The organism is Parazoarcus communis SWub3 = DSM 12120 (genome assembly GCF_003226565.1).
In the GTDB taxonomy this organism is placed as follows: domain Bacteria; phylum Pseudomonadota; class Gammaproteobacteria; order Burkholderiales; family Rhodocyclaceae; genus Parazoarcus; species Parazoarcus communis.
In genome coordinates this window covers 235,341-252,134 of record NZ_QKOE01000005.1, presented here as the reverse complement: position 1 = coordinate 252,134, position 16,794 = coordinate 235,341, and the positions used below count along the sequence as shown (strand labels likewise).

17 protein-coding genes and 1 tRNA gene are annotated in these 16,794 nt (G+C 59.9%); all 18 read right to left on the bottom strand.

The features are described from left to right. Positions 1-84: 84 nt before the first annotated feature. Entirely contained in the window at positions 85-660 is a 576-nt protein-coding gene (locus DNK49_RS09695; RefSeq protein WP_243632298.1) for an NUDIX domain-containing protein, read from the bottom strand. 37 nt (positions 661-697) lie between these two features. Further along, entirely contained in the window at positions 698-2,167 is a 1,470-nt protein-coding gene (gene nuoN, locus DNK49_RS09690; protein ID WP_110524132.1) for an NADH-quinone oxidoreductase subunit NuoN, read from the bottom strand. 37 nt (positions 2,168-2,204) lie between these two features. Next, the gene (locus tag DNK49_RS09685) at positions 2,205-3,686 is read right to left on the bottom strand and encodes an NADH-quinone oxidoreductase subunit M (protein WP_110524131.1); all 1,482 of its coding nucleotides are present in this window, start codon (positions 3,684-3,686) and stop codon (positions 2,205-2,207) included. Between the two features lie 76 nt (positions 3,687-3,762). After that, positions 3,763-5,808 (bottom strand): NADH-quinone oxidoreductase subunit L, encoded by a 2,046-nt coding sequence (gene nuoL, locus DNK49_RS09680; RefSeq protein ID WP_110524130.1) that lies wholly within the window; start codon positions 5,806-5,808, stop codon positions 3,763-3,765. A 12-nt stretch (positions 5,809-5,820) separates the two neighbouring features. Then, positions 5,821-6,126, bottom strand: coding sequence for an NADH-quinone oxidoreductase subunit NuoK (gene nuoK / locus DNK49_RS09675; RefSeq protein WP_110524129.1), 306 nt, complete (start codon positions 6,124-6,126; stop codon positions 5,821-5,823). Positions 6,127-6,183: 57 nt separating this feature from the next. Further along, a complete protein-coding gene (locus DNK49_RS09670; RefSeq protein ID WP_110524128.1) occupies positions 6,184-6,786 on the bottom strand; it encodes an NADH-quinone oxidoreductase subunit J in 603 nt (200 codons plus the stop codon). Positions 6,787-6,816: 30 nt separating this feature from the next. Further along, entirely contained in the window at positions 6,817-7,302 is a 486-nt protein-coding gene (gene nuoI, locus DNK49_RS09665; protein WP_110524127.1) for an NADH-quinone oxidoreductase subunit NuoI, read from the bottom strand. A gap of 13 nt (positions 7,303-7,315) precedes the next feature. Then, positions 7,316-8,365, bottom strand: coding sequence for an NADH-quinone oxidoreductase subunit NuoH (gene nuoH, locus DNK49_RS09660; protein ID WP_110524126.1), 1,050 nt, complete (start codon positions 8,363-8,365; stop codon positions 7,316-7,318). Beyond that, entirely contained in the window at positions 8,365-10,698 is a 2,334-nt protein-coding gene (gene nuoG / locus DNK49_RS09655; protein WP_110524125.1) for an NADH-quinone oxidoreductase subunit NuoG, read from the bottom strand. Before nuoG ends, nuoH begins: the two co-directional genes overlap by 1 nt. Then, positions 10,692-12,011, bottom strand: coding sequence for an NADH-quinone oxidoreductase subunit NuoF (gene nuoF, locus DNK49_RS09650; RefSeq protein ID WP_207806932.1), 1,320 nt, complete (start codon positions 12,009-12,011; stop codon positions 10,692-10,694). The genes nuoG and nuoF overlap by 7 nt, the downstream gene beginning before the upstream one ends. After that, positions 12,008-12,487, bottom strand: a complete 480-nt coding sequence (gene nuoE / locus DNK49_RS09645) for an NADH-quinone oxidoreductase subunit NuoE (RefSeq protein WP_110524124.1) — start codon at positions 12,485-12,487, stop codon at positions 12,008-12,010. The genes nuoF and nuoE overlap by 4 nt, the downstream gene beginning before the upstream one ends. Positions 12,488-12,554: 67 nt before the next feature. Next, on the bottom strand, positions 12,555-13,808 hold the full coding sequence (locus DNK49_RS09640) for an NADH-quinone oxidoreductase subunit D (protein WP_110524123.1): 1,254 nt from the start codon (positions 13,806-13,808) through the stop codon (positions 12,555-12,557). Next, positions 13,801-14,406, bottom strand: coding sequence for an NADH-quinone oxidoreductase subunit C (locus DNK49_RS09635; RefSeq protein ID WP_110524122.1), 606 nt, complete (start codon positions 14,404-14,406; stop codon positions 13,801-13,803). The genes DNK49_RS09640 and DNK49_RS09635 overlap by 8 nt, the downstream gene beginning before the upstream one ends. Positions 14,407-14,420: 14 nt before the next feature. Further along, positions 14,421-14,897 (bottom strand): NuoB/complex I 20 kDa subunit family protein, encoded by a 477-nt coding sequence (locus tag DNK49_RS09630; protein ID WP_011765130.1) that lies wholly within the window; start codon positions 14,895-14,897, stop codon positions 14,421-14,423. Between the two features lie 3 nt (positions 14,898-14,900). Beyond that, positions 14,901-15,275: an NADH-quinone oxidoreductase subunit A gene (gene ndhC / locus DNK49_RS09625; RefSeq protein WP_110524121.1), complete on the bottom strand. Its 375-nt coding sequence runs from the start codon at positions 15,273-15,275 to the stop codon at positions 14,901-14,903. A gap of 99 nt (positions 15,276-15,374) precedes the next feature. Continuing rightward, positions 15,375-15,459: transfer RNA gene (locus DNK49_RS09620), tRNA-Leu, on the bottom strand. Between the two features lie 65 nt (positions 15,460-15,524). Further along, positions 15,525-15,890 carry a preprotein translocase subunit SecG gene (gene secG / locus DNK49_RS09615; RefSeq protein WP_110524120.1) on the bottom strand — a complete coding sequence of 122 codons (366 nt, stop codon included), beginning with the start codon at positions 15,888-15,890 and terminating at the stop codon, positions 15,525-15,527. Between the two features lie 36 nt (positions 15,891-15,926). Further along, positions 15,927-16,661 carry a triose-phosphate isomerase gene (gene tpiA, locus DNK49_RS09610; protein WP_110524119.1) on the bottom strand — a complete coding sequence of 245 codons (735 nt, stop codon included), beginning with the start codon at positions 16,659-16,661 and terminating at the stop codon, positions 15,927-15,929. Positions 16,662-16,794 lie beyond the last annotated feature (133 nt).

The following is a 16,794-nucleotide window of genomic DNA, read 5'->3' as shown; positions in this document are numbered from 1 at the left end:
TCAAACCACCTTCAAACTTCGCTTCGCTCCAATGATACGAAATGCATTGAGGACCGTGACCGAAGGCCTGCACGCAGTGAGAAATCACCCCCCCAGTCGGGGGAGGACGTGAAACAAGGTGGTAATGGTCTTGCTATCGGTGATCCGGCCATCAAGCACGGCCGCCCGCGCGTCTTCCGGCTGGAACTGGAGAATTTCGAGAAACTCGCCTTCATCCCAGCAATGACCAACGTGGGTGAGATCGGTGGCGAGGAACATCTCGATGCGCTCATCGGAATAGCCGATGCAGGCGTGCATCACGCCAAGGTATTCCCAGTGGGCGGCCTCGTAGCCGGTTTCCTCGCGCAACTCGCGAATGGCACAGGCGAGGATGTCCTCACCCGGATCAATCTTGCCAGCCGGCAACTCAAGAAAGCTGCGGTGCAGCGGATAACGGAACTGTCGTTCAAACACCAGGCTGCCGTCAGGCAGCACCGCGGCCACGACGACTGCACCCGGGTGCTTGACATACTCCCGCCACGACTGCCCGCCATCGGGCAGCGTGACGCGGTCTCTCCAGACCTTCAGCATCCCCCCATCGAAAACCTGCTCGGTGGTGATGCAGGTCTCGGTCAGCGGATCCTGTTGCTCAGGTACTGAGGGCTTGGCCGACGGGCTCATGGCATGCATGTCCACCGACGACAAGCTTCAGTCCCGATCAGAGCGAGGCAAGCAGCGCGTATGCGCACAACGACATCAGCATCTGCGGTGCCAGACCCAGCGCGGCAATCGCGATGCCGTTGGCCGACAGCATCACACGCAGTTCTGCCGGCGCCTGGATGGGGGTGGTGTCCTCCGGCTCGTCGAAGTACATGATCTTGACGATCCGCAGGTAGTAGTAGGCGCCGATCACCGACATGACCACTGCAACCGCAGCCAGCCAGAAGTAGCCAGCAGCCACCACGGCCTGCAGCACCGACAGCTTGGCAAAGAAGCCAATGAAGAACGGAATACCGGCCATCGAGAACATCACGAACATCATTACCGCAGCAAACCACGGGCTGCGCTTGTTCAGACCCTTGAAGTCATCGATGCGCTCGGCCTCGAAGCCCGCACGCGACAGCAGGATGACCATGCCGAAGGACGCGAGGCTCATGATCACGTAGGACACCGCATAGAACATCGCCGAACTGTAGGCATTGAGCGCAAAGTGACGGTCACCTTCGACCACACCGGCAAGCAAGCCCAGCAGCATGAAGCCCATGTGCGAGATACCCGAGTAGGCCAGCATGCGCTTGATGTTGCTTTGTGCAATCGCAGCCAGGTTGCCAAGGATGATCGACGCAACCGCGACGAACATCAGCATGGTCTGCCATTGGTCGGCAATCTCGAACAAGCCCCAGATCAGCAAGCGCACGGCCATTGCAAAAGCGGCCAGCTTGGGCGCAGTCGCGATGATCAAGGTCACCGCGGTAGAGGCCCCCTGATAGACGTCAGGCACCCACATGTGGAACGGCACCACACCCAGCTTGAAGCAGATGCCCGCCACCAGGAAAACCAGGCCGAACAGCAGCACCGAGCTGTTTGCCGACTGGTTGTAGACAGCTTGCGCCACGCCGGAGAACTCGAGCGTACCGGTGGCGCCATACACCATCGACATGCCATACAGCAGCAGGCCGGAAGCCAGCGCGCCCAGCACGAAATACTTCATGCCGGCTTCGGTGGAGCGCGCGGAATCGCGATCGAAAGCAACCAGCGCATACAACGCGAGCGACATCATCTCCAGGCCGATGTACATCGTCAGCATGTGGTTGGAGGTGACCATCACCATCATGCCCAGCGTCATCAACACGGACAGCAGGTAATACTCCGGCTTGTCGATGTTGCGGTCGGCAAGGTAGCTGCGTCCGTACAGCAGCGCGATCGCCATGGAGAAGTAGATCATCAGCTTCAGGAAGTCGCCCATCAGGTCGCTGATGAACATGTTGCTGAAGGTGTAGCTGACCTGACCATCCATGGTGAAGATGGTGATGAAGGCCGCCGCGATCAATGTGATCTGCGTCAGTGCGTAGCCGAGCGTACGGGCGATCCGGCGGGCAAAGGTGGTTGCCAGCATGATCACGAGCGCCATCACGGCGACGAAGATCTCGGCCGCTGCGGGGTAGAAGTCGGGGACAACAAAGTTCATCTTCTGACCAGTCCGTTCAAATGTCTCGCCCGCTCGCTCAGAGCTTGCTCACGGCAACATGCCGCAGGAGTTCTTCCACCGAGGCATGCATCACTTCGGTGAAGGGGAAGGGATACAGACCCATGCCGAGCACGCACAAGGCCAGAATGCCGAGGATGGCAAACTCGCGGGCGTTGATGTCCTCGAGTTCGGCAACGTGCTTGTTGGCCACCGCTCCGAAGATCACCCGCTTGTACATCCACAAGGTGTAGGCCGCGCCGACGATCAGCGTGGTTGCCGCAAGGAAGGCAATCCAGAAGTTGTACTGCACTGCGGCCAGGATCACCATGAACTCACCGACAAAGCCACTGGTGGCCGGCAGGCCGGCATTGGCCATCGAAAACAGCATGAAGAAGGCGGCAAACTTGGGCATCGAGTGCACCACACCACCGTAATCGGCAATCTGGCGCGAGTGCATGCGGTCGTAGAGCACCCCAATACAAAGGAACATCGCGCCGGACACGAAACCGTGGGAAATCATCTGTACCAGCGCACCTTCGATACCCAGCGGGTTGAGCATGAAGAAGCCAAGGGTGACGAAACCCATGTGGGCAATCGACGAATAGGCCACCAGTTTTTTCATGTCGGCCTGAACCAGCGCGACGAAACCGATGTACACCACCGCGATCAACGACAGCGTGATGACCAGCGGCGCCAGTTCCTGCGCGGCATCCGGCAGGATCGGCAGCGAGAAACGCAGGAAGCCGTAGGCGCCCAACTTCAGGCCGATTGCTGCCAGCACCACCGAACCCCCGGTGGGCGCCTCGACGTGGGCGTCGGGCAGCCAGGTATGCACCGGCCACATCGGTACCTTGACCCCGAAGGCGATCAGGAAGGCAAAGAAGATCAGCATCTGCGGTTCGATGCCCAGCGGCAACTGGTGCCAGTCGAGGATGCTGAAGCTGCCACCCGACTCCATGAACAGGTAGAGCAATGCGATCAGCATCAGCAGCGAGCCAAACAGCGTGTAGAGGAAGAACTTGATCGCCGCATAAACGCGGTTCGGCCCGCCCCAGATGCCGATGATCAGATACAGCGGGATCAGCGAAGCTTCGAAGAACACGTAGAACAGCACGCCATCCAGCGCGGAGAAGATACCGTTCATCAGGCCCGACATGATCAGGAAGGCCGCCATGTACTGGGCCACCTTCTCCTCGATCACCTGCCAGCCAGCCCCCACGACCAGAATGGTGATGAAGGCGTTGAGGATCACGAACAGCACCGAGATGCCGTCAACCCCGAGGTGGTAGTTGATGTTGAAGCGCGGCACCCAAGGCGAGATCTCGACGAACTGCATCGCGCTGGTCGAGAGATCAAATCCGGTGTAGAGCGGAATGGTCACGACGAAGCCGACGATCGCCACCAACAGCGCAAGCGCTCGCGCCATCGGGGCGTTTCGGTCGGAACCGGTGGCGAGCACCAGCAGCCCGCCAATAATCGGCACCCAGATCGCCAGACTGAGGTAGGGAATGTCCGTCATCGTTGCTTTCCGTTCCATGCGCCGCACGCGGCGCGTCGATCTTGTAGTTTGAAATCCCTGCGTTTCACGTGCCGACTCAGGCCTTGTTCAGCCAGTAAGTCAGCAGGATGAACACGCCAATGATCATGGTGAAGGCGTACTGGTACAGGTGCCCGGTCTGGAACAGACGCGAGATCTGCGCAATCCAGCCCACCAGCTTCGCCGTGCCATTGATCGCAACACCATCGATCAGGGCCTGATCACCGCCCTTCCACAAGCCCTTGCCCAGCAGGCGTGCACCTGCAGCAAAGAAGATCTCGTTGAAGCGGTCGAAGTAGTACTTGTTCTCCAGCACCGTGTTCAGCGGCTTGAAGGTGCGCTGGATGGCTGCCGGAATCTCCGGCTTGACCATGTAGAAGAACCAGGCCACTGCGACACCCGCCATTGCCAGCCAGAACGGTGCGGTCTGCAGACCGTGGATCGCCATGCCCACCGGACCGTGGAAAGCTTCCGCAAGCTCCTTCAGGCCCACATGGTTTTCACCGACGAAGATCACGTTCTTGAACCAGTCACCGAACAGCATCGGCTCGATGGTGAAGAAGCCGATCAACACCGAGGGGATCGCGAGCAGGATCAGCGGCAGGGTGACCACCAGCGGCGACTCGTGTGGCTTCTGGCCCGGAGCAAGGCCATGGTGGTGATGATCGTCATGACCATGATCGTCGTGCCCGTCGCCATGGTCACCATGCGCGTCAGCATGGGCATGATCATCATGATGTGCCTGACCGAAGCGCTCCTTGCCGTGGAATACCAGGAAATACATACGGAAGGAGTAGAACGCGGTCACGAACACGCCGAGCAACACGCAAACCATTGCGTACCCTGCTCCCGGGATGGTCGAGGCATGCACCGCCTCGATGATCGAGTCCTTGGAGTAGAAGCCGGAGAAGAACGGGAAACCAATCAGCGCCAGCGAACCGAGCAGCGACGTCAGCCAGGTGATGGGCATGTACTTCCACAGGCCGCCCATGTTGCGGATGTCCTGATCATGGTGCATGCCGATGATCACCGAGCCCGCCCCCAGGAACAACAGGGCTTTGAAGAAGGCGTGGGTCATCAGGTGGAACACCGCTGCCGAGTAGGCGGACACACCGAGCGCAACCGTCATGTAACCCAGCTGGGACAGCGTCGAATACGCCACAACGCGCTTGATGTCATTCTGGATGATGCCGAGGAAGCCCATGAACAGTGCCGTGGTGGCACCGATGACCAGTACGAAGGACAGTGCGACATCGGACAGTTCGAACAGCGGCGACATGCGCGCCACCATGAAGATGCCTGCGGTCACCATGGTCGCGGCGTGAATCAGTGCCGAAATTGGAGTCGGGCCTTCCATCGAATCCGGTAGCCAGACGTGCAGCGGCACCTGTGCCGATTTACCCATCGCGCCAATGAACAGGCAGATACAGATTGCGGTGAGCAGCGGCCAGCCGGTGTAGGCCATTTCGGTCACCGACAGTTCCTGCGCCTTGGCAAACACTTCCGCGTAGTTGAGGCTGCCGGTGTAGGCCACGATCAGGCCAATACCGAGCAGGAAGCCGAAGTCGCCGACGCGGTTGACCAGGAAGGCCTTCATGTTGGCGTAGATCGCAGTCGGGCGCTCATACCAGAAGCCGATCAGCAGGTAGGACACCAGGCCCACCGCCTCCCAGCCGAAGAACAACTGCAGGAAGTTGTTCGACATCACCAGCATCAGCATGGAGAAGGTGAACAAGGAGATATAGCTGAAGAAGCGCTGGTAACCAGGATCCTCCGACATGTAGCCGATGGTGTAGATGTGCACCATCAGCGACACGAAGGTCACCACCAGCATCATCATCACGGTCAGGCTGTCAATCTGGAAACCGACTTCAAACGTGATGCCCGCCGCCTGCATCCAGGTGTAAACCGTGCCGTTGAAGGTGTTGCCTGCGGCCACATCCTGATAGATGACCACCGACGCGGCAAAGGCGATCGCCACCCCCAGGATGGTGGCAATGTGCGCGCCGGTTCGGCCGATCAGCTTGCCGAACAGACCGGCCAGGATGGCGCCGACCAGCGGCGCCAGCGGCACGAGGAGATAGAGCTTCTGCATGTCCGTCATCGTGACGCTTCCTTAACCCTTGAGGCTGTCCAGATCATCAACGTGGATGGTGCGCAGGTTGCGGAACAGCACAACCAGGATCGCAAGACCGATGGCCGATTCGGCCGCCGCCACGGTGAGGATGAAGAAAACGAAGATCTGGCCGGCGATGTCGCCCAGATAGTGCGAGAACGCGATGAAGTTGAGATTGACCGCGAGCAGCATCAGCTCGATGGCCATCAACAGCACGATGAGGTTCTTCCGGTTGAGGAAGATCCCGACCACGCTGATCGCGAACAGGATCGCGCCCAGGATGAGGTAATGGGAAAGCGAAAGCATCTATGACTACTCCCTGATCGCGCCGGACACCGCCGGCGCGGTTTTTGTTCGCGCTTGTTATTCCTTCTCGGCCTGCATCTTGACCAGTTCCACGCGACCTTCGCGCTTCACAGCCACCTGCAGGGCCGGATCGATGTACTTGGTTCCCTTGCGCTTGCGCAACGTCAGCGACACCGCGGCGACCATTGCCACCAGCAACACCAGTGATGCAAGCTCGAACGGATAGACGTAATCGGTGTAGAGCACACGCCCGATCTCGCGGGTGTTGCTGTAACCCTCACCCGGCGCAGGCGGCGCCGGCATCGCTTCAAGACCGAAGTACTGACCACCCAGCACCAATGCCATTTCGATCACCAGCAGGATGCCGATCATCGCGCCCAGCGGCAGGTAACTCCAGAAGCCCTGACGAAGGCGGTCGAGGTTGATGTCCAGCATCATCACCACGAACAGGAACAACACCATCACCGCGCCGACATAGACCATCACCAGGGTGATGGCGAGGAACTCGGCGTGCAGCAGCAGCCAGATACCGCCCGCATTGAAGAAGGCCAGCACCAGATAAAGTGCAGCGTGCACCGGGTTTCGGGCAGTGATGACTCTCAGTGCGGCGAACACCAGGATCGCCGCCAGAAAGTAGAACACGAAGGTCTTGAATTCCATTTTTCGCTGGCGCCCTCGGGCGCCCTCCCCTTATCGGTACTTGGCGTCCTGTTCGCGGTCTGCAGCAATCTGCGCCTCGTTGCGATCCCCCACCGCCAGCAGCATCTGCTTGGTGTAGTAGAGATCGCCGCGCTGTTCGCCGTGATACTCGAAAATGCGTGTCTCGACGATGGCATCGACTGGACAGGCCTCTTCGCAGAAGCCGCAGAAGATGCACTTGGTCAAGTCGATGTCGTAGCGCGTGGTGCGGCGCGAACCGTCATCACGCTGATCCGACTCGATGGTGATCGCCATCGCCGGGCAGATCGCCTCACACAGCTTGCAGGCAATGCAACGCTCTTCCCCGTTGGGGTAGCGGCGCAGCGCATGCAGCCCGCGGAAACGATTGCTCTGCGGCGTCTTCTCCTCGGGAAACTGCACCGTGATCTTGCGCTGGAAGAAGTGGCGGCCGGTCAGGGCCATGCCCTTGACCAGTTCCGTCAGGAACAGACTTCCGAAGTAATCCTTGGCACCCATGATCGTTCCTACCTCAGTTCCAGATCGACAGCGGGGACATCATCCACACCGCCACCACAACCACCCACACCAGGGTGACCGGGATGAAGACCTTCCAGCCCAGACGCATGATGTGGTCATAGCGGAAGCGCGGGAAGGTTGCACGTGCCCACAGGAAGATGAACAGGATCATCGCCGTCTTCAACGCCAGCCAGTGGAAGCCGTCCGGCAGGAAGCCCACCGGCGAGAGCCAGCCACCGAGGAACAGGATCGAGGTCAGGATCGAGACCAGGATCATGTTGGCGTACTCGGCCAGGAAGAACAACGCGAAGGTCATGCCCGAATACTCGACCATGTGACCCGCAACAACCTCGGCCTCACCTTCGACAACGTCGAACGGTGCGCGGTTGGTTTCGGCAATGCCGGAAATCACATAGACGACGAACATCGGGAACAGCGGAATCCAGTTCCACGACAGGAAGCTCAGGCCCATGTCATGGAAACGCCCCTGCGCCTGGGTGGTGACGATGTCGGTCAGGTTGAGGCTGGCCGAGATCAACAACACGCAGATCAGGGCGAAACCCATCGATACCTCGTACGACACCATCTGCGCGGCAGCACGCATCGACCCGAGGAAGGGATATTTGGAGTTCGACGCCCAGCCCGCGACGATGACGCCGTACACTTCCATCGACGTGATCGCCAACAGGAACAACAGACCGGCATTGACGTTGGCCAACACCAGACCGTCGTCAAATGGCACGACGGCCCACGCCACCAGCGACGGCGCCAGCGCAAGGATGGGGCCGAGGATGAACAGCCCCTTGTTGGCTCCACTGGGGACGATGATTTCCTTCAGCAGCAGCTTGATGCCGTCAGCCATTGGCTGCAGCAGCCCCATCGGCCCTACTCGGTTAGGGCCGATACGGACCTGCATGTAGCCGATCACCTTGCGCTCGGCCAGCGTCAGGTAGGCAACGCAGATCATCAGCGGGGCGATGATGGCGATGATCTTGACCAGGGTCCACACCGCTGGCCAGATCGGTCCGAACAAGTCGGCAACGGGTTGCAGCATTGCTTCCATCAGACGCGCTCCACACTCAGTTCGCCGAACATCGGACCCAGACCGACCGTCGACACATGCGCTGCGGCAACCCGCACGCACGCGTTGGCGACGCTGTCGTCGACTACTGCGGTCAATTCAACCCGGCCGCTACCCGATACACGCACACGATCGCCGGACTGGATGCCCAAGCTCGCCGCCGTGGCCGCAGACATGCGGGCGAGCGGCACCGCGGCATCCTTGGCTTTCTGCAGCGACGGCGCACGACGGACCAGCGGATCGGCAAAATAGATCGGCACATCGGCAACACGTTGCAGCCCGACAGCAGCGGCTGTCGGGACCGCCTCGACCGCACCCAGCCCGTTGTCCAGATCTGCCACCTTGCCGTCGACCAGCACCTCGGCCCGCACGGCCTCGGAATCGCCTTGGGCGAAGCCTGTCAGATCCAGCAGGTTGGCAATGACACGCAACACCTTCCAGCCCGGCCGCGTCTCGCCCAGCGGACGCGCAACCGCGTTGAAGCTCTGTGCCGTCCCTTCACAATTGACGAAGGTTCCCGAGGTTTCCGAGAAAGGCGCGATCGGCAGCAGTACGTTTGCGGTTTCACGCAGCGACTCTGCGTCGAAGGCAGACAGCGCAATCACCAACTGGGCACTGCCCAATGCCGCAACCGCCGCCACACCATCGGCAAAATCGAGCGCAGGCTCGGCGCCGAGCAACACATAAGCCTTGCGTGGCTGCTCGATCATTGCACGCGCATCCAGACCGCCCGCACGGGGCGTCGCCCCCGCAGCATAGCCACCCACGCTGTTGGCCGCTTCGCCGATGAACCCGGCAACGCCGCCGCACAAACGGGCAATCTCGTTGGCCAACTGCTGCAGTTCTGCAGCACGCGGATGCTGTACGGCCAGACTACCCAGCCACACCGCGACCTTCTGTCCGCTTGCCAGGCTCTGCGCAATGGCGCGAGCCTCGTCCGAGACCTGAGCAGGCAGACCCGCTGCGAGCGACTCGGTAACGGCGAGTCCCTTCTCTGCCGCCACGGCAACGACAACCTGAGCCAGCGTCGACACCATGTCCGCCGGTGCCACCAGGGCACGGTGACGAACCTTGATCAACCACTCTTCAGCATTCGGACCGACTGCGCTGACGTGCAGACCGCGCTTGGCCGCCTGACGCACACGCTGAGCCAGCAGCGGCGCATCCTTGCGCAGGAAGCTGCCCACCACCAGCAAGCGGTTCAGATCGGCTACGGCGGCAACCGGCATACCCAGCCAGGGAATGCCCGCACGGCTCGTGTCGGCGCGGAAATCGACTTGACGCAGGCGAAAATCGACGTTGTCCGAACCGAGGCCGCGTACCAGTTTCTGCAGCAGATGCAGCTCTTCAAGCGTGGCATGCGGCGAGGCCAGACCACCAATTGCGGCGGGACCGTGATCGCGCACGATGCCCTTCAGACCGTTGGCCGCGAACTCGAGCGCAGTCTGCCAATCGACGGTCTTCCACTCTCCGCCCTGCTTGACCATCGGCCGGGTCAGACGCTGATCGGAGCTCAGCGCTTCGTAAGAAAAGCGGTCCTTGTCCGACAGCCAGCATTCGTTGAGGGCCTCGTTTTCCAGCGGCAGCACACGCTTGACCACGTCATGCTTGGTCTGCACGATCAGGTTCGCACCCAGCGCATCGTGCGGACTGACCGACTTGCGACGCGACAACTCCCAGGTACGGGCAGCGAAGCGGAACGGCTTGGAGGTGAGCGCGCCCACCGGGCACAAATCAATGATGTTGCCCGACAGCTCGGAATCCACTGTCTTCTCGACAAACGGCATGATCTCGGCATGCTCGCCGCGGAAAGCCTGGCCAAGTTCCATCTCGCCGGCGATCTCGGTCGTGAAACGCACGCAGCGGGTGCAATTGATGCACCGGGTCATGTCGGTGGAAACCAACGCGCCGAGGTTCTTGTTGAACACCACGCGTTTTTCTTCCTGGTAACGCGACTTGCTGTCGCCATACCCCACGGCAAGATCCTGCAACTGGCACTCGCCGCCCTGATCGCAGATCGGGCAATCGAGCGGATGGTTGATCAGCAGGAACTCCATCACGCCCTTCTGAGCCTTGACCGCGAGCTCGGACTGAGTCCACACCTTCATGCCATTGGTCACCGGCGTCGCACAGGCCGGCAGCGGCTTGGGCGCTTTCTCGACCTGGACCAGGCACATCCGGCAGTTGGCTGCGATGGACAGTTTCTTGTGGTAGCAGAAATGCGGGATGTAGGCGCCAGCCTCGGTGGCGGCTTCCATCACCGTGCTGCCGTCCGGCACCTGGATCGGCTTGCCGTCGATTTCGATCTCTAGCATGAGGGGCTCACGTAGATTTGACTGCCGGCGTACTGCACTTCAGGCGGCACGAGGCACTTCTTGTTTTCGATGTGATAGGCGAACTCGTCGCCGAAATGCTTGATGAAACTCTGCACTGGCATCGAGGCCGCATCGCCGAGCGCACAGATCGTCCGCCCCATGATGTTGCCGGTCACCGAGTTGAGCAGATCGAGGTCGTCCGGGCGCCCCAGACCGTTCTCGATACGGTGGACCACCCGATAGAGCCAGCCAGTGCCTTCGCGGCAGGGGGTACATTGGCCGCAGGACTCTTCGAAGTAGAAGTAGGACAGGCGCTCCAGCGCCTTGACCATGCAGGTGGTCTCGTCCATGACGATCACCGCACCCGAACCCAGCATCGACCCCGCCTTGGAGATCGAGTCATAGTCCATGGTGCAGTCCATCATGACGTCACCCGGCAACACCGGAGACGAGGAGCCACCCGGGATCACACCCTTGATCTTGCGGCCACCCCGCATGCCGCCCGCCATTTCCAGCAGTTCGGAGAACGGGGTACCGAGGTTGATCTCGTAGTTGCCCGGACGATTGACGTGACCGGAAATGGAGAACAGCTTGGTGCCGCCATTGTTCGGCTTGCCGAGTTCAAGGAAGCCGTTGCCGCCCATGTTCATGATGAACGGAACGGAGGCGAAGGTCTCGGTGTTGTTGATCGTCGTCGGTTTGCCATACAGACCGTAGCTGGCCGGAAATGGCGGCTTGAAGCGTGGCTGGCCCTTCTTGCCCTCGATCGACTCGAGCAAGGCGGTTTCTTCACCGCAGATGTAGGCGCCATAGCCATGATGGGCGAACAGCTCGAAGGAAAAGTCCGAACCGAGGATGTTCTGACCGATCAGGCCGGCAGCACGTGCCTCATCCAGTGCCTCTTCAAAGCGCTGGTAGATCTCGAAGATCTCGCCGTGGATATAGTTGTAACCACGGGCGCACCCCATCGCATAGGCTGCAATCGCCATGCCTTCGATGACGGTATGCGGGTTGTAACGCAGGATGTCGCGATCCTTGAAGGTACCCGGTTCGCCTTCGTCCGAATTACAGGCCAGATACTTGTCGCCCGGAAACGAACGCGGCATGAAGGACCACTTCAGGCCAGTCGGAAAACCTGCACCGCCCCGGCCGCGCAGCACCGATGCCTTGAGCTCGGCGATGATGGTTTCCGGCGGCGTCTTCTCCGCAATGATCTTGCGCAGCGCGGCATAACCACCGCGCGCGACATAGTCCTGTAGCCGCCAGGTGCGGTCGCCGTCGACACCGGCGAGAATCAGTCCGTGGGCGCTCATTTGTTTTCCAGCTCGGCCAGCAGTTGGTCGATCTTCTCGGTGGTCATCCAGCTACACATCTTGTGATTGTTGTGCAGCAGGACCGGGGCATCACCACAGGCACCCATGCACTCGCCCTCTTTAAGGGTGAACTTGCCGTCGGCAGTGGTTTCGTTGAAATCGATGCCCAGCTTCTGCTTGATGTACTCCGCAGCATGCACACCGCCGGACAGGGCACAGGGCAGATTGGTGCACACCGTGATCTTGTGGCGACCAACCGGTTCGAGGTCATACATGTTGTAGAAGCTGGCAACCTCGTATGCCGCAATGGCCGGCATCTCGAGGTAGGCAGCCACGAACTCGATCAGATCGCGCGGCAGCCAGCCCTTCTCGACCTGGGCAATGCGCAGCGCCGCCATGACGGCAGACTGCTTCTGATCAGACGGATATTTAGCGATCTCGCGATCGATTTGTTGCAGCGATTCCTGGCTCAGCATGTCGTGCTCGTCTTCCGGATAGCCCGCCGTGTATTCGTATTGGTTTGCCCGCTTCGCATAAGGCCGATCATCGGTCGATTTCGCCGAACACCACGTCCATGGTGCCGATGATCGCCACCACGTCGGCAATCATGTGACCACGCGTCAACTCGTCCATGGCTGCAAGGTGAGCAAAACCCGGTGCGCGCAGCTTGAGGCGATAAGGCTTGTTCGCACCATCGGACACCGCATACACGCCGAACTCGCCCTTCGGATGCTCGACTGCGGCATAGACCTCGCCCTTGGGAACATGCATGCCTTCAGTGAAGAGCTTGAAGTGATGGATCAGCTCTTCCATGTTGGACTTCATGTTCTCGCGCTGCGGCGGTGCAACCTTATGATTGTCAGTGATGACCGGGCCGGGATTCTTGCGCAACCAGTCGATGCACTGACGGATGATGCGATTGGACTGGCGCATCTCTTCCATACGGCACAGATAACGGTCATAGCAGTCGCCGTTCTTGCCCACCGGAATGTCGAAATCGAGCCGGTCGTACACTTCGTAAGGCTGCTTCTTACGCAAATCCCAGGCAATACCGGAACCACGCAACATCGGGCCGGTAAAACCCCAGGTAAGCGCCTGCTCGGGCGATACGACGCCGATACCTACGGTACGCTGCTTCCAGATGCGGTTGTCGGTCAGCAGGGTCTCGTATTCGTCGCAATAGCGCGGGAATCGCTCGGTGAAATCCTCGAGGAAGTCCAGCAACGACCCCTGACGATTGGCATTCAGGTCAGCGATGGCCTTGGCATTCTTGAACTTGTTTGCCTGGTACTGCGGCATGCGGTCCGGCAGATCACGATAGACCCCACCCGGACGATAATAAGCCGCATGCAAGCGCGCCCCCGACACTGCCTCGTAAGCATCCATGAGATCTTCACGCTCACGGAAGGTATACAGCACCATCGTCATCGCGCCGATATCGAGCGCATGCGTACCGATGTTCAGCAGATGATTGAGGATGCGGGTGATTTCGTCGAACATCACCCGGATGTACTGCGCACGCTCGGGCACCTGCACGCCCAGCAGACGCTCGATCGCCATACAGTAGGCGTGTTCGTTGCACATCATCGACACGTAGTCGAGGCGATCCATGTAAGGCACGGATTGCACCCAGGTACGGGTCTCGGCAAGCTTTTCGGTGCCACGATGCAGCAGACCGATGTGCGGGTCAGCACGCTCAACGACTTCGCCGTCAAGTTCGAGCACCAGACGGAGCACACCGTGCGCAGACGGATGCTGCGGGCCAAAGTTGATGGTGTAGTTGCGGATCTCAGCCATGGCCGACGTCCCCGTAGCTGTCTTCGCGCACAATGCGCGGGGTGTTTTCACGCGGCTCGATGGTCACCGGCTGATAGACCACGCGCCCCTGCTCCGGGTCGTAACGCATCTCGACATAGCCGGAAATCGGGAAATCCTTGCGGAAGGGATGACCAACAAAACCATAGTCGGTCAGGATACGACGCAGATCGGGATGACCGGCATACATGATGCCGTACAGATCAAAGGACTCGCGCTCGTACCAGTTGGCACTGGCCCACAGCTCACATACCGAGTCCAGCACCGGAAAGCCGTCATCCTCGGCAAACACACGCAGACGCAAACGCCAGTTGTAGCGCACCGACATCAGATGAGCGACCGAGGCAAATCGCTTGCCGGCCCACTCGGCATTGCCGTAAGTGGAATAGTCGAGACCAGAGAGGTCAATCAACTGTTCGAAATGAAGGTCTTCGTGGTCACGCAGATTGCGCGCCACTTCAAGATAATCCGCAGCGGAGACTTCAATCGTCACCTCACCGCGATCCAGGACCAGCGACTGCAAGGTATCACCAAAGACCTGCTGCAGGGTCTGGCTCAGGCGTTCAAGCTTGGAACTCATGTTCTGGAGCCTCGTCAGCGCGCGATGGTATTGGTGCGCTTGATCTTGTTCTGGAGCTGGATGATGCCGTAGAGCAAGGCCTCGGCCGTCGGCGGACAGCCTGGCACGTAAACATCGACGGGCACGATTCGGTCACACCCACGCACAACGGAATAGGAATAGTGGTAGTAACCACCTCCGTTGGCACAGGAACCCATGGAGATAACCCAGCGCGGCTCTGCCATCTGGTCGTACACCTTGCGCAGCGCGGGTGCCATCTTGTTGCACAGCGTACCCGCCACGATCATCAGATCGGACTGCCGCGGACTGGGCCGGAACACCACGCCAAAACGGTCAAGGTCATAACGCGAACAGCCTGCGTGAATCATTTCCACCGCACAGCAAGCCAGACCAAACGTCATCGGCCACAAGGAACCGGTGCGCGTCCAGTTGATGACCGCATCGAGCGAGGTGGTCACAAATCCCTCGCGAAAGACGCCCTCAATACTCATGCCTTACTCCCAGTCGAGTGCGCCGTTTTTCCACTCGACGATGTAGCCGATAACCAGAATGGCAAGAAACACCATGACCGAACCGAACACGAACCAGGCCTGCTCGCCAGCGGCGATGAACTCCTGGAACACGGTCGCCCACGGAAAGAGGAAGGCGATTTCGAGATCGAACAGGATGAAGAGAATGGCGATGAGATAGTAGCGAACGTCGAACTTCATGCGGGCGTCTTCAAACGCCTCGAAGCCACATTCGTAGGGAGAGGTTTTTTCGCTATCGGGACGATAGGGGGCAACCAGACGACCAAGGACGATGGGAACCACACCAAAGCCCAGACCTACAAGAACGAACAGCAATACGGGAAAATAATTTTCCAGCATCTCAATACCCCTATTGAGTAAGGCAACTTATTGCTGCCATTATTGTTTTAGCTGCCCTTCATGGAAACGCCCGCTTACGCGGGCGCCCTCTGCATTCTGTGGTGCCGACGATGAGACTCGAACTCATACGGCTTTCGCCACTACCCCCTCAAGATAGCGTGTCTACCAATTTCACCACGTCGGCACTGCGCTTGTTACAGCAAGCGGATTATACGGCTTTTTGCGCACTGCGCAAAGTCGTGGATGCACTTATTTGGGGATTGCCTGCGCCTTGGAATCGTCTGCCGGCGCGGCTGGCGCGGGCACTGCAGTACCGGCTGCCGGCACCGTCGGAACAGCGCCTTCCATGATGCTGGAGGGGGCTGCCGGCTTGTTGCTGGCAAGGTAGGCCAGGCTCAGGCTGGTAATGAAGAAAACCGTCGCAAGCACCGCGGTGGTGCGACTGAGAAAGTTGGCCGACCCCGAAGAACCGAACAAGCTACCCGAGGACGCACCACCCCCGAAAGCAGCACCCGCATCAGCCCCCTTGCCGTGCTGCACCAGCACCAGACCGATCACCCCAAGACCCACCAGCACATGAACCGTCAGCACCAGCGAAAAAAGCATGTCACTCATCACGAACAACCTTGAAAGAAACTGAATACAGTTGAATTAAGCCACTGCCGCCCGGCAGATGGACATGAAATCTTCGGCCACCAGCGACGCCCCGCCGATCAGACCACCATCGACATCGGCAAGCGCAAACAATTCGGCCGCGTTACCCGGCTTGACGCTGCCGCCATACAGGATGCGCACGCCATCGGCTGCCACGCCCTGATCACGCAACCAGGCACGAATCAGACCGTGCACCTCAGCCACCTGATCAGCCGATGCCGACCGCCCGGTACCGATCGCCCAGACCGGTTCGTAAGCCAGCACCACCTGCCCCATGGCCTCGACACCCAATACATCGAGCACCGCAGCCAGTTGACGCCCTACCACCGCCATCACCTGACCGGCTTCGCGCTCATCCAGCGTCTCACCAATACAGACGATGGGCACAAGGCGACCGGACAGCGCAGCCGCGGCCTTGCGACCGATTGCAGCATCGCTCTCGGCAAACAAGGCCCGCCGCTCGGAGTGACCAACAATGACATAGTGGCATCCGAACTCGGCCAGCATCGATGCACTGACCTCACCGGTGTAGGCGCCGCGATCATACTCACTGACGTCCTGCGCCCCCAGGGCAATGCCCTTGAGCAACAGCCCCGCCTGCGCCAGATACGGATAGGGCACGCAGACCGCAACCTCCACTCCGTCCGGAGACTGCAGACCGTCCAGCAAGACCTTGTTTTCGGCAAGGCTGCCGTTCAGCTTCCAGTTGCCAGCGACGAGTTTGTTCGACATGCGGAAAACCGTCCGATAAATCGCGAGATTATATGCCGAGCCAGGCCTGGCGGCAAAACATCCTCATCGCGTCACGACCGGTGCATGGGCGCACATGGAGAAGATGCGCCGAAGCAGATTGGGTTTCAGCCGG